Source organism: Marinobacter sp. (assembly GCF_048266785.1).
GTDB lineage: Bacteria > Pseudomonadota > Gammaproteobacteria > Pseudomonadales > Oleiphilaceae > Marinobacter.
The window spans coordinates 14,962-28,807 of the sequence record NZ_JBLWYX010000017.1 but is presented as its reverse complement, the minus strand read 5'-3'; the positions used below and the strand labels follow the sequence as shown (position 1 = coordinate 28,807).

The window sequence follows — 13,846 nt, the reverse complement described above, 5'->3', positions numbered from 1 at the left end:
CTTGGTTGTAATTCTCGTTGTTTGTGGGGCGGAGAAAAAACTCCCACGCGGTACACATCACTTCAGTTCCAGTAATGCCAGCAAACGCTCAACGAAAGTGTTTGTGAAACTGGCGCATTAATTGCTGTTCACTCGATAGTTATAAATAGTGATAAGCCCCTGGCTCAGGCCAATACTTAAGAGTGATGGATCGTTGAAGGAACCTACCGGAAACCAGATAAAAATCAGTTTATGGCGCAACAGTCTGTTAAGGCGTTATCTGGTACTTTCGCTGCTGGTTACGGTACTGCCACTGTTGGTGGTTACCTGGTTCTATGATCGCTTCACTGGAGAGTTGCTTGAGGATCTGGGGGAGCAGAAAGTTCAACACTCCATGAATGCAACCCGCGCCGCATTGTCAGGCTTTCTGAAAGCCCGGCAATTTGAGCTCGAAACGATTGTGGATCTGCCTAATATCGAGCGGTTCGTGTCGGGGGATCCCTTGTCACCCGAACTGGAGCCGACTCACGCCTTGATCAGCTTCGAGACGGACAGCTTGGATATCTACGGTGTGCTTTTCTTCGATGCCCAATGGCAATTGAAAACAGCGTTGCCGGGTGTTGCATCATCGGGATCGCCTTATTGGGGTGAAACGGAGTTTTCGCTGGAGGGGTTGCCCAGAATAAAATTTGCTGATTTCTGGTTGATTGGGCCGCAATCGCCTCGCCAGGGCCGCTCTGGCTGGTTTTTGTTGGCGGCGCCATTGCCGCTGAGTTCAGGGGACACATCGCCTTCCGGATTTGTCGCCTTGCATCTTCGGTTTGCCAGCCTGACGGAGTTACTAAAAAGCCAGGCGCGAATCGACGGCTTTACACCCTTAATAAGTACCTCTGAAAGGCATCGCTTTACCGTGAATGGTCGACCTGCTCTGGATCGAACGCCCAGCTGGCTCAGTGAGGAATTTGCACCGGGCTGGTCAATTGAAGTGGTCAAGCATGATCCCGCTGTTAATCTCAGCCAGGAGCTCAGGCGCCCTGTTTTCCTGCTGGGTGTGGGCGTATCTGTGGTACTCGTTAGCGGCTTTTTCATGACTCTTATTCTGCGGATAAAAAGAAGGTTTGTACCCTTGATAGAAGGAGCGGAAGCGGTTTCTCGAGGGGATTGGAATATCCATATCCCCCCTGAGGGGAACGATGAGATTACCCTTCTGGCCAAAGCATTCAACCGCATGGGAGGCCGGCTTCAGGCCCTGATCGACTCCCGTCTGGATGTTGAGAAAAAAGCGGTTCTTGGGGAATTTTCGGCCAGTATTGCTCATGAGGTACGCAACCCCCTGGCCACCATCAAGGTTTGTGTCCAGAGCTTTCCGGTGGATGAAGACCCACGAAACGCCGAGCTGATCACGCTTGTTCTGGAGGAGATCGATCGCGTCAATGGAGTTGTTGAGAACCTGCTCAGTTTTGCCAGGCCTTTCGATCCTGAGCGTGTCTGGGTAACCGCCGGTGATCTGCTTCGGCGTTTGGCTGCCTTGATTGATCCCCTCGCCATCAGAGAGAACATTCACCTAAGGGTCTCAGGCGATCAGGATGCTCAGTTACGTGTGGACGAAAATCAGCTCCAGCAGGTGCTGATGAACCTTGCGCTCAACAGCATTCAGGCGATGCCCGAAGGTGGCGAGTTGACTCTCGAGGTTCAGACGGTTAAAGAGCAAACGGTGATCACCGTCAGCGACACGGGCGCCGGCATGGCACCTGAAGCGCTGGAGAGGGCTACGGAGCCTTTTTATACGACCCGGACTCAGGGCACCGGACTGGGGTTGTCTATCTCAAAACGCTTGGTACAGCTCAATGGCGGAAATCTGCAAATCAGCAGTGAACCGGGAGCCGGTACGCGCGTTTCGCTGACTTTCAATGCTTCAAAGGATCTTCATGAATAAGGCACTGATTCTGATTATTGATGATGAGCAGCGCCTGGTGCGCTCGTTGCAGTTGGCACTTGAAGCCGACGGCTACGGGATCGCAGCTGCCCACACCGGTAATGACGGAATCGAAACAGCTCTGGATCGTCAGCCTGATCTGGTGTTGCTGGATCTGCGTCTGCCGGATCTCAGCGGCCTGGAGGTGTTGAAACAGTTGCAGTTACAACTGCCGGCCTGTCCGGTGGTGATGTTTTCCGCCCACGGGGATATCAAGGTAGCCATTGAAGCGTTGAAAAGTGGCGCCCTGGATTTCATTACCAAACCCTTTGATATTCACGAACTGAAATCGCTGATTGCCCGCACACTCGAACGTTGCAGGCTGGATAAGGAGGTGCGTTTTTTCCGTGAACGGGAGTTGGGAGAAGCCCGCCTGATTGGCCGGAGCGATGCGATGCGGCGGCTGCACGACGACCTGACTCGCATCGCCCGTAGCGGTGCCAAAACCCTATTGCTACAGGGCGCTTCGGGCACTGGTAAAACGGCCGTGGCGCGGGAGGTTCATCAATTGTCGAAAGTGTCATCCGGCCCTTTTGTGGAGGTGAATTGCGCCGCGTTGCCGGAACAACTATTGGAAGCTGAACTCTTCGGGGCGGAAAAGGGAGCCTATACCGGGGCTCATCAACGTCGTTCAGGGCTGGTGGAGTTGGCCAACGGCGGTACGCTTTTTCTGGACGAGATCGGCGAGATGCCGCTGGCATTACAGGCCAAATTGCTGAGTTTTCTTGAAGACCATACATACCGCCCCATCGGATCCAACCGCGTCTACCAGGCGGAGGCGCGGGTTATCGCCGCCACTAATCGCGAATTAGGGCAGGCCGCGGAGGAGGGTAGCTTCCGGGCGGATCTGTATTACCGTCTTAATGTGATGCCGATTCGAGTACCGGCACTGGTACAGCGACGCGAGGATATCCCTCTGCTTATAGAACATTTCAGCCTGAAGATGGCCGCCAGTGAAGGCTGTTCTCCCGTGTTGATTGAGCCAGAGATTATGAACCACCTGAGAGATTATGAATGGCCTGGCAATATCCGCGAGCTGAAAAATCTGCTGGAACGGCTGACAGTACTCTACCCAGGTGAAGTGGTAACGCCTTCCATGTTGCCTCCGGAAATGCAGCCAGCCGATCATCCAGCGTTCTGTGCCGACGGTTCTATTGAAGATCGTTTGGCCGAAACGGAGCGGGACATTATTCTCAGAACCCTGGAGCAATCGGGGGGGCGAAAGGGAGCTGCTGCAGAAAAACTTGGAATATCGCGCCATGCCTTGAAGCGAAGATTGCAGAAACTGGGGATTATGGAATGAGGCCCAAAGGTGTTTTGAATTTGCCGCGTCTTTTCCGCAAGGCTCTGGGCGCAACCGTGGTGCTCTGGTCGTTGTTGCCATCTCTGCCTATGGACAGGAGCCGCGAGCAGGGGGGGAGGTTGCGGAGCCCGAGCTAACGATCGGCTGCCTTTATCCTTTGACAGGGCCGATGGGATTTTTCGGTCGCGACGCTGATGTCGCGATAGGCATGGCACTGGATCAACTTCAGCACTTGAACCAACAGTACATAAATGCTGGTGAACCCAAGCTCTATCCCCGCCTGAAAGTCCTTCTCGAAGACAGCAAAGGCAAGCGCCATCGCAGTGCGACCCTGGCCCGACAGTTGGTAGAAGAGCAAGGAGCCGATATTTTGTGCGGTGTAGTGTACTCAAGCATTGCCCTTGAGATCAGTGCTTATGCCGAACAGCAGAAAATGCTCTTCATTGGCGCGGGTCACAGCTCGTCAAGACTGACGCAGGCGCCTGTGAATCCCTGGTATTTCAGGGTCAATAATGACAGCCGGCAGTCTATGCGTGCGGGTGCGCGTTACCTGAAAGAAATGAAATCTGAGCAGCCGTGGACCACGCTGGCTTACGTCGGCCCCGACTATGACTACGGCCACAGGGCACTGGAGGATCTACTGGAGGGGCTGGAAGACCTGGAGGTGCCCTTCGAAATCAGTGGGGAGTATTATCCCAAACTTTCGGAACCGGATTATTCGACCTATATCCAAGCGCTTTTGAGTTCGCCGCCAGACATAGTGATCTGTAATTTTTTTGGTGATGATTTTGCAAACTTTGTCCGTCAGGCGCATCTGCAAGGTTTGTTAGAGGTCAGCCGACTGGCCAACTTTGACACCGGGGGCGGGTACAGTATTATTGCCGCGCTGGGGAACGACCTGCCTCCCGGCGTGATCCTTTCAGGTCATCACCATAATAACTGGCCGGACACCCCGAGAAATCGTGAGTTTGTGGCGGAGTTTCACCGACGAAGCGGCCGATATCCGAATTTCATGGCCGAGAGCGCTTATGCGGCCATTCTGGCGGTTGCCGAGGCCTGGCGGCAAGCAGAGAAGACCGACGCTGAAGGCATGCGCCTGGCGCTGGAAGGGCTGAAGCTGCCACTGCCCGAAGACCCACCCGGGTTTCAATCATGGATCGACCCCATCAGCCATCAGATAATGCAGGTCACCGCCATTGGTGAATCGCTTCCCAATGAAGACTACCCACCGGCAAAACGCATGTTGGGTAACTGGAAGATTTATATGCCTGAAATTCACCCCCTGACTCCCTGAATCTTCAGGTCGCCTCCCGCGCAATCCACCTCCCGGATACCAGGGGAGAAGTTGGCCCATGATCAGGCTCATTATGAGCGCTATCCGCTCATCGTTCCCACCGAAGATGAGCGATATCCGCTCATAGGTGTACTTGCCTCAGAATTCACCCCGATTTAATCCAATAGAAACAGCCCCTTTTGTTTTCGTCGTAATTGGCACCGGTCTTGCTCGTTCTCCGACATAGCTCCAACAAAAAGGCAAAGCCAACCATGAAGAAGACCAAGCTGCTCCCAGCCACCGAAAGCGCATACCAATACCCCCTGTTGATCAAAAATCTGCTGTTATCGGGTGTGCGTTATTTCCCTGACCGTGAAATCGTCTACAGCGATATCTCTCGTTATAACTATCTGACCCTGAACGAGCGCATCGCACGCCTGGCCAATGCATTGCAAAAAGCCGGTATCGGTGCCGGTGATACCGTGGCGGTAATGGATTGGGACAGCCATCGCTACCTGGAAGCCTACTTCGCCATACCCATGATCGGCGCCGTGTTGCATCACGTGAATATTCGCCTGAGCCCCGACCAGATTCTCTACACCATGAATCACGCCGAAGATGACATTGTACTGGTTCACGATGATTTTCTACCGTTGATCGAGAAAGTGGCTCCCGAGCTCAAGACCGTGCGTGGTTATGTACAGTTGACAGACGCCCCGAACGCTGGCTCCACCAGCCTGAAGGTGGTCGGCGAATATGAGTCGATGTTGGCTGAAGCAGATGCCGAGTGCGACTTCCCGGATTTTGATGAAAACTCGATCGCGACAACATTCTATACCACCGGGACCACCGGCAACCCGAAAGGGGTGTACTTCAGCCATCGTCAGTTGGTGCTGCACACATTAAGTACAGCGATAACGCTGGGTAGCTCGGATGCAAACGCGTTGTTGCGTAGCGACGATGTCTATATGCCCATGACCCCGATGTTCCATGTTCATGCCTGGGGTGTTCCCTATATCGCCACCATGCTAGGGGTCAAACAGGTCTATCCGGGTCGTTATGAACCGAATCGCCTGGTTCAGTTGTTCCGGGAAGAGGGCGTTACTTTCTCTCACGGAGTCCCGACCGTATTGCAGATGGTGCTCAACTGCGAAGAAGCCAAGACCACGGACCTGTCGGGCTGGAATATGCTCACAGGTGGCTCTGCACCCACTCAGGCGTTATCCGCCCAGATGGCTGACCGGGGCATCAACTTCGTGACGGCTTACGGTATGTCCGAGACCTGCCCGGTTATCACAATGGTCAACCTGACAGATGAAGAACGAGCCCTGCCGATGTCTGGGCAGAGCGCGGCCCGCATCCTTGCCGGTGTCGCAACACCCCTGGTTGATATTCGTATCGTTGATGCTGAGGGCAACGATGTCCCTCACGATGGCGAGGCTGTCGGTGAAGTGGTCGCGCGTGCTCCCTGGCTGACCGAGGGTTACCTGAAAGAACCGGAGAAAAGCGCCGAATTGTGGGAAGGAGGATGGCTGCATACCGGTGATGTGGGATCGATAAACAGCCGCAACACCCTGCAGATCAAGGACCGAATCAAAGACGTGATCAAGACAGGCGGTGAATGGATCTCCACCATCGAGCTTGAAAACCTGATCAGCAAGCATCCTGGAGTATCAGAAGTTGCAGTGGTTGGTGTACCTGACGAACGCTGGGATGAGCGGCCGGTGGCTACGATCGTGCTCAGGGAGGGAGTTGAAGTGACCTCCGACGCTATCAAGACCCATCTGAAACAGTTTGTCGATAGCGGTGAGATTGCGAAGTGGGCGATTCCGGAACGGATTGAGTTTGTCGATGAGATTCCCAAAACCAGCGTCGGAAAGATCAATAAAAAACTGATTCGTAGCGAGTTGAATACATAAAAAACTCTTATGTAAAACCCGAAATAAAAACAACGAGTGTGGAGAAAACCATGAAACTGATGTTTAAAACTGCAGCCGCTACCGCTTTGATCACCGCTGCTGGTCTGGCTCACGGAAGCTTTTCCGACGACAAGGTCAAGATTGGCGTCCTGACCGACATGGGTGGTGTCTACTCGGATATTACCGGTCAGGGCAGTATCGAAGCCGTACAAATGGCTGTCGATGATTTTGGCGGGCAAGTGCTCGGTAAGCCTATCGAAGTCATCAGTGCCGACACGCAGCTCAAGCCGGACATCGGGTCCACTATCGCGCGCCAATGGATTGAGAACGAACAGGTAGACGTCATTAATGGCGCAGTAGCCAGCTCGGTAACCGGGGCCGTGACCGAAGTGATGAGCAATGCCGGAAAAATCACTCTTATCGCCGCCCCTGCCAGTCATGCTTTCACCACCTCGGCGTGCTCTCCTTACAATGCGCACTGGAGCTACGATGTGGTGTCGCTGGCTAATGGTACTGTAAAGCCGATGGTGGCAGGGGGCAAAAACAAGTGGTTTTTCATCACCGCTGACTATGGCTTTGGTCATGCATTGGAGTCAGTCGCTACCGGTGTGATCGAAGCCAACGGAGGTGAAGTAGTCGGCGGCGTACGCGCGCCTCTGGGAACCTCCGACTTCTCCTCCTACATCCTGCAAGCCCAGTCCTCTGGCGCAGATGTAATCGCACTGGCCAATACTGGCAGTGACATGGTTAACGCCCTCAAGACTGCTGCGGAATTCGGTGTCACCGAGATTGCCGAAGTTGCTGGTTTGCTGGTTTTTACCCCGAATGCCCAAGCCCTGGATCCTGCAATCGCCGGCGGCATGAAGCTGACGACTGGTTTCTATTGGGATATGGATGATCAAACCCGCGAATGGTCCAAGCGCTATATGGCCCGCATGGACGGCAAAATCCCCTCCATGGCGCAGGCCGGAGCTTATTCCTCGACCATGCATTATCTGAAAGCAGTGGAAGCGGTTGGTACTGACGAGTCGGACGCCGTAATGGCCAAGATGAAAGAGACGCCGGTCGAGGACTTCTTTTCCCGTAACGGGTACCTGCGTAAAGACGGTCGAATGGTGCACGACATGTTGCAGGTTCGGATCAAGAACGCAGATGAGCGTAGTAATGAGAACGACATATTCGCGATAGAAAGAGTGATTAAGGGTGAAGACGCCTTCTTGAAACTCGAAGAAGGCGGCTGCGCATTCGCACTGAGCCAGGAGTAACCGTTCCGGGGCAGGGTTACCTGCCCCGTATCCCTGATTAACGATAGGAAAAGGAAGCTGTTGGCCCAGTTGGCCTCTCTTACCGACGTTCACTGGTTCATGTCGGGCGAGGTGGTTCTTATGACCTTGCTGGGCGTAGTCTTCGTTATTTGCGTGCTGGCTTTCCGAAAGGGTCTGGTCGGCGAACTGCAGAAGGTGATTCGGAAAAACTCCGGTTGATCGATCTGAAGTTATGATTCAAGATCCGGAATCCGTTCGTTGTCGACTGGCAGTTTGAAATCTGCCAAGTCGATGTCAGCCCCCAGAACCAGTGCCTGCTATAATCCCCGCTAGAGGGCGCCGAATTTTCCTGATTGAAAATCGAGCATGGCCTGTTGAATTTCTTCCTGTGTATTCATCACGCAACACTGCACCATCTCCAGCAAACCACCTTGCTCGGTGAGTTGTCGGGAATGGAACTCCTCATGCACAATACCTGCGCCAGCTGTCATCCACTGGACGTCTCCCTCACCAATGAGCCCGCCTGCACCCGATGTGTCTCGGTGTTCCAGCTCACCGCTGTAAACCACTGTAACGGTCTCGAAGCCTCGATGAGGGTGTTGACCAACACCACGGGGACGTTGAGCCGGTGGAAATTCAGAGGGCCCGGCGTAATCGAGTAGCTGGGTAGGTACGAGAATCTATACTTTGGGTTCTACATATAAGACGATCGAATATGCAGGATCTGAACGATCTTTTTTAATTCGTAAAAGTGGTAAAGCGCGGTGGATTTGCACCAGCGGGCAGGGCACTGGGAGTACCCAAATCCAAGCTGAGCCGGCGAGTTGCTGGGCTGGAGAGCCGACTTGATACCCGGCTGACCAAAGATGTCAGCATGTTTTTGTGTTGTGCTGGATAAGGGTGTTAGTGGGCAAAAAATGGAAGGGTTGACTTCGTTAATAGTAATGATTATCGTTCGCGCTCAGTGTAAAAATTGAGTGCCTGATAATGCTTACAACTAACACCACCAAGTACAAGCTCTCCGAAGGAAAAGCCGTTTATGGGCTGTTAAATGCTGTTCCTTCTCCCTGGTTGGTAGAGATGATCGGTTATGCCGGTTATGACTTCGTCATTCTGGATACGGAGCACTTGTCCACCAATCCTGAGTCGGTAGAACATATGATCCGGGCGACAGAGTGTGCAGGTATAACCTCGCTGGTTCGGGTCCCAGGGCCGGATGTTGGCGCTATTGCCCATGCTCTGGATAGCGGTGCCCAAGGTATTGTTGTACCCCGGGTGCGCAATGTCGAAGAGGCCAGGGCGGTGGTCAGTATGGCGCGTTACGCGCCATTGGGAGAGCGAGGTATTACGGGTGGTCGAACGACCGGGTTCGGGACCATCCCTCTTGGCCGCTACCTGGAGAAAGCCAATCGCGAAATACTGGTGGTTGTGATGATTGAGGACACGGAAGGAATCAGGAATTGTGAGGAGATTGCCAGTGTGCCGGGTGTCGACTGGCTGCTGGAGGGCGCTGTTGACCTTTCCCAGTCCCTGGGGGTTCCCGGTGATCCCTTTCATCCCAGTGTGCAGGAGGCGATCGCTGGTCTGGCCGAAACCTGTCGAAAGGCCGACCGTCATTTCTGTGCCTTGCCCCGCAATGCTGAGCAGTTAGCCCACTGGCGCGCCTGGGGTGCACAGGTCTTTCTGTTGGGCGAAGATCGTAGCCTTTTATTCAAACAACTCAAGACTTACCTCAGTAACAGCAAAGCCTGACTGGAATCCGGGCCTTTCCCAAAACCTTTGGCGTTACCTGAAAATATAATAACCACCGGATATCTATAAAATATTGATGGTAATGCGTCCCATTAATATTAAACGCAAGTGACGTAAAAATCTAAATATCAACTCCACCAACAGGGGAAATATCAGGATGAGTGACACCCTGGTTATGCTGGCCCACGCGCCCACAGACGCTGTCAACAATGGCTTTCTGCCCGCATCTCACCGGCTCGGTCGTCGGGTGGTTATTGTTACCGATCAGGCTGCCGCCCATCACCAGTATTTCAGTCAGCCAGACTTGCCTGCGTACCCGGACGATATTGTCGAGTGTGATGTGTTTAACCCGATTGCCGTTCTGGATGAGTTGGCACCAATTGCACCGTTGGCGGGGGTGTTTTCCAACAGCGACCATCTGCAAACGGTGACGGCGCTGGCGGCAGCCTATTTCGGTTTGCCGGGTAAAGACTGGCGAGTTTGTTATCAGGCCAAGAATAAAGCGGCTATGCGTGCGCGATTGCCCACCAGGGAGCAGGGCGGTTGTTGGTTCGCCGAGCTTCAGAATCCGCAAAGCCTAGACGCGTTGCCTGTGGATGTACCTTACCCCTGTGTGGTCAAGCCAAGGGAGGGAGTGGCGAGTCTGCATGTGGTGAAAATCGAAAATTTCACACAGTTAAACGATTATTGTGATGGTTTTTGGCGTCAGAATGCTGGCCAGCCGCTCCTGCTGGAGGGTTTTCTTGAGGGGCCTGTACATACTCTGGAGACCTTCGGAGACCAGCATGACCTGATAGCGCTGGGAGGGTTTGACGTTACCTTGTCATCACCACCCCATTTTGTGGAATTGGAGGCCCGCTGGCGCCCGTTCCAGCCAGACGACCTGTTGCTACAGCAGATGCTGGAGCAGGTGCGGGCGTTTGGGGTGCAACTCGGCGTCTGTCACAGCGAGTTTGTGCTGACCGCAAGCGGGCCTCAACTGCTTGAGATCAATTATCGAAGTATCGGAGACGGGCGCGAGTTTCTGTTGGATCGGATGTTGGATGGCCACTGGTTCGACAGTGTGCTCCGCCTGCATCTCGGGCAGCCCTTGCCCTTTCTGGAGTCGCCACGTCATGCCGCTCACGTTCGCTACCTGATGGCTCCCAGTGCTGGCGAGATCGTTCGGGCCGGCGCCGCTCGCCGAGTCTGTTGTGGCGACGGGGAGCTGGAGTTCAAGCCCCTGCGAAAGATCGGTGACGAGGTCCAGATCACCAATTCCAACAAGGATTACCTCGGTATCCTGCGCGTCTTCGCAAGCGACCAGGCAACGGTCGACCAGGCACTGGACGATTGGAGCGGGGCGCTGATCGAAGAATGGGAGTTGCGGCCATGAATGCGCCAGTGATTCCTCCGGTTGAAGAAGCCAATCGCCATTTGACCAGACGCCTGATCGACACGCTCATTCGTGAAGATGTGGCGGGCTGTCAAAGCAAGGCCATGGTTGCAGCCGCGCGCGAGGTTCCGCACACCCCGGTGGTTCCCGAAACCTGGCTGAAATGGGAGTTCGAGCGAGGCGTTCTATGGTTACCGGTGCGGGCCGCCTCTTTTATGCAAAGCTGGTGCTGGAGCGGTGATCCGCTGCTGTGGCAGGCCGGCAACGCATGGGATGACTGGACGAGGGTGGATCGCTATGAGCAGGTATTGTCCTGCCTGCGACCGGTGGCGGATGACGAACAGTTCGCTCAGCACCAAACTTACGAGGCGGAATGCGATACGGCCATTTTGCATCATCAGTTGTGTCGGCACGAGCAGGCCCGATGGTTCCTGGATCTGTCCGAGTCTGATGAGGCTTGGCCAGCATTTGGCGATGGCGTTGCCGGGATGCTGTTCTATGACCGTCTGGCGGCATTCCAGGATCATCCCTTTTACCCCAGCGCGCGAGCCAAAACCGGCTTTGACAACACAGCGTTGCGGGCCTTTGCACCAGAATTCGCGCCGGTCTTCCAATTACGCTGGCTGGCTGTTCCGAAACCTCACATGCAGGCTCAGGGTGTATTGCCTGAGTGCTGGCCAGATTTTCCGGCGGTCGGCCTTGACGCCTCACTTGGCGACAGTCACTGCCTGATACCGATGCATCCGCACGTGTGGGACACCGCCCTTACCCTGTATCTGTCCGATTCTGATCTGGCCAATCAGGTTCGTTTAGCCCCGAAGCCCGCTGTCCGGGTGACGCCAACCTTGTCGGTACGCACCCTGCAAGTGGTCGACGAGCCTTCCATTCATTTGAAGGTGCCGCTAACGATCAGGACTCTCGGCGCTCGTAACATTCGTACGGTCAAACCCAGCACCATTTACGACGGTTTCACGGTGCAGAGTCTGCTGACGGCGGTGGCGGCCGATGACCCGGCACTGGCTGCCCGATACAGCCTGACCGACGAGTCGACCGGCGGCCATGTCGGCGACCTGAACTGGCTGGGAATGATCGTGCGCCGCTACCCCGGTGAACTCGATGGCACAACGGTTGTTCCCGTGGCGGCTCTGTCGGCCTCCGGTTGCGATGGGCGTTGTGTGATGGAAGCGCTGGCCTCGCATTTTTATGGCGGCGACCTGAAGGCCTTCCTGCAGGACTACCTCAAGCTGACTCTGACGGTGCATTTACGCCTATGGCTGAAGTATGGCATTGCGCTTGAGTCCAACCAGCAGAATTCCATGCTGGTACTGGACGACGCAGGCCCGTTACGGCTACTGATGAAGGATAACGATGCGCCTCGTCTTTGGCCTGCCCGTTTATGCGCCCGTCTGGGAGAGCTTCGGCCAGTGGTCGATGGGCTGCGTGATAGCCGCATACTGGTCGATGCCGAAGAACCCCTCGTGCAGATGTTCACCACCATCACCCTGCAGCTCAACATCGCCGTATTGCTAGAGGAACTGGTGGCACGGAGGCTCGGCAGCCGGCGCGACTGGTATACCCGGTTGCGAGATCAAGTCGAAACCACTCTACAAGAACTTGAGCAGGAGGGTGTGGCGACCAACGTTGCTCGGCAGTGTTTGCTCGAAGACGACTACCTCTACGTCAAATATCTGTTGCGGGCCGGCAGCCTGGAGAGCAAAGCGGACACCGGCGCCACCGATATTAATAAGTTTTATGGCAAAAGTGCCCCCAACTTCCTCAGGCGTCCTGCATGACTGGCATACAACGCAAACAGTTGGTAATTGTGCTGCTGTGCCACTTTACAGCGGCTCTGGTGGCGCTGGGCATGCCGCCTTTCTTCGGCCTGATCCTGTCGGATGCCTTTGCCGTGAATGACACTCAGTGGGTCGGGTGGTTTTATGTGGTCCCTACAGTGTGCGCCGCACTGGCAGCGCCGTTTTGGGGGAGGGCGGCAGATCGCTGGGGGCGTCGCTGGTCACTGTTGCGGGCGCAGTTGGGGCTTGCAATCGGCTTCGCGCTGGCGGGGTTATCGCCTGAAGCCTGGATGTTCCTGGGGGCTTTAGTGTTGCAAGGGTTACTCGGTGGCACATTTGCAGCCTCCAGTGCCTACTTGTCTACCAGCATGAAAGGGGGCGACCTTAGCCGTGGCCTCAACTGGATGCAGGGCTCGGCGCGGGCGGCCATGGTGCTGGCGCCGGTGCTGTTCGGTGCGCTGATAAGCGTCTTCCCGGCGCAGGATATTTACCTGTACTTGGCCTTGCTGCCCATCCTGGCAGCGCTTTTGCTCGGCTTTGCGACGCCGGCAGACAAGCCCCGGCCTGAGGCTGCGGTGTCCGAAGGAACAGCGGCCGGAACCTCAACGAGGACCACAAAAACACCGTCGAAAGAGTGGCGACGGTTATGGGCGGTGCAGTTCGCCTTCAATTTTTCGATGGTGGCCACCTTTCCCTATTTCATTCCCTGGGTACAGCACGCGACCGGAATCGATACTCTGACCGCCGGAGTGCTCTACAGCTTGCCGCACCTAATCTATCTGATCGCGCTCTGGACGCCCTTTGTGAAAACAGTCAGCCAAGGGCATAAAACCGGGTTGGCGGCTGGCTTCCTGCTGATGGCGATTTCCTATGCTGGCCAGGCTTGGTCCAGCTCTCTGATTGAGCTGACAGCATGGCGCTTTGTCATGGGAGTCGGCATGACGCTCGGTTTTTTTGTTTTGCATGGATGGATTGCACAACTGACCCAAACGGCTCGCGCTGGCCGTACTTTTGGTGCGCTGGACAGCGTAGGCAAATGGGCGGGTGTGGCAGCTGGCCTAGCTGCTGGTGCATTAAGCGGGCCTGCTGGCCTGGCAGCGCCGCTGTGGATGGGGGCTACCGTGATGGTGGTGTCGCTACCGCTCATTCTTATGCTCCATAAGTCCATCCCGTCGACTACTGAAGCCCCTGAAAAGGTGACCACATGATACC

9 protein-coding genes and 3 pseudogenes are annotated in these 13,846 nt (G+C 55.2%); 11 read left to right on the top strand and 1 reads right to left on the bottom strand.

The features are described 5' to 3' along the window. Window positions 1-193 precede the first annotated feature (193 nt). The 6 genes and pseudogenes from ACN0V1_RS18000 to ACN0V1_RS17975 all read left to right on the top strand — a co-directional run. On the top strand, window positions 194-1,915 hold the full coding sequence (locus ACN0V1_RS18000; protein ID WP_417546314.1) for a sensor histidine kinase: 1,722 nt from the start codon (window positions 194-196) through the stop codon (window positions 1,913-1,915). Further along, window positions 1,908-3,257, top strand: coding sequence for a sigma-54-dependent transcriptional regulator (locus ACN0V1_RS17995; protein ID WP_417546313.1), 1,350 nt, complete (start codon window positions 1,908-1,910; stop codon window positions 3,255-3,257). Before ACN0V1_RS18000 ends, ACN0V1_RS17995 begins: the two co-directional genes overlap by 8 nt. A gap of 64 nt (window positions 3,258-3,321) precedes the next feature. Continuing rightward, on the top strand, window positions 3,322-4,551 hold the full coding sequence (locus ACN0V1_RS17990) for an ABC transporter substrate-binding protein (protein ID WP_417546355.1): 1,230 nt from the start codon (window positions 3,322-3,324) through the stop codon (window positions 4,549-4,551). Between the two features lie 251 nt (window positions 4,552-4,802). Next, entirely contained in the window at window positions 4,803-6,449 is a 1,647-nt protein-coding gene (locus ACN0V1_RS17985) for a fatty acid--CoA ligase (RefSeq protein WP_417546312.1), read from the top strand. A gap of 50 nt (window positions 6,450-6,499) precedes the next feature. Further along, entirely contained in the window at window positions 6,500-7,714 is a 1,215-nt protein-coding gene (locus ACN0V1_RS17980) for an ABC transporter substrate-binding protein (protein ID WP_417546311.1), read from the top strand. Window positions 7,715-7,765: 51 nt separating this feature from the next. Further along, a pseudogene (locus ACN0V1_RS17975) lies at window positions 7,766-7,933 on the top strand (branched-chain amino acid ABC transporter permease); the annotation flags it as partial. A 179-nt stretch (window positions 7,934-8,112) separates the two neighbouring features. Here ACN0V1_RS17975 and ACN0V1_RS17970 read toward each other — a convergent pair. Beyond that, window positions 8,113-8,385, bottom strand: a pseudogene (locus ACN0V1_RS17970) (pirin family protein); the annotation flags it as partial. Between the two features lie 80 nt (window positions 8,386-8,465). On the opposite strand from ACN0V1_RS17970, the pseudogene ACN0V1_RS17965 reads away from it, so the two are divergent. From ACN0V1_RS17965 to ACN0V1_RS17945, 5 genes and pseudogenes are all read left to right on the top strand, one after another. Beyond that, window positions 8,466-8,573, top strand: a pseudogene (locus ACN0V1_RS17965) (LysR family transcriptional regulator); the annotation flags it as partial. A gap of 128 nt (window positions 8,574-8,701) precedes the next feature. Then, a complete protein-coding gene (locus tag ACN0V1_RS17960) occupies window positions 8,702-9,466 on the top strand; it encodes an HpcH/HpaI aldolase family protein (protein ID WP_417546310.1) in 765 nt (254 codons plus the stop codon). A gap of 157 nt (window positions 9,467-9,623) precedes the next feature. Further along, window positions 9,624-10,841 carry a hypothetical protein gene (locus ACN0V1_RS17955; protein ID WP_417546309.1) on the top strand — a complete coding sequence of 406 codons (1,218 nt, stop codon included), beginning with the start codon at window positions 9,624-9,626 and terminating at the stop codon, window positions 10,839-10,841. After that, window positions 10,838-12,634, top strand: a complete 1,797-nt coding sequence (locus ACN0V1_RS17950; protein ID WP_417546308.1) for an IucA/IucC family protein — start codon at window positions 10,838-10,840, stop codon at window positions 12,632-12,634. The genes ACN0V1_RS17955 and ACN0V1_RS17950 overlap by 4 nt, the downstream gene beginning before the upstream one ends. After that, window positions 12,631-13,842: an MFS transporter gene (locus ACN0V1_RS17945; RefSeq protein WP_417546307.1), complete on the top strand. Its 1,212-nt coding sequence runs from the start codon at window positions 12,631-12,633 to the stop codon at window positions 13,840-13,842. Before ACN0V1_RS17950 ends, ACN0V1_RS17945 begins: the two co-directional genes overlap by 4 nt. Window positions 13,843-13,846: the final 4 nt, after the last annotated feature.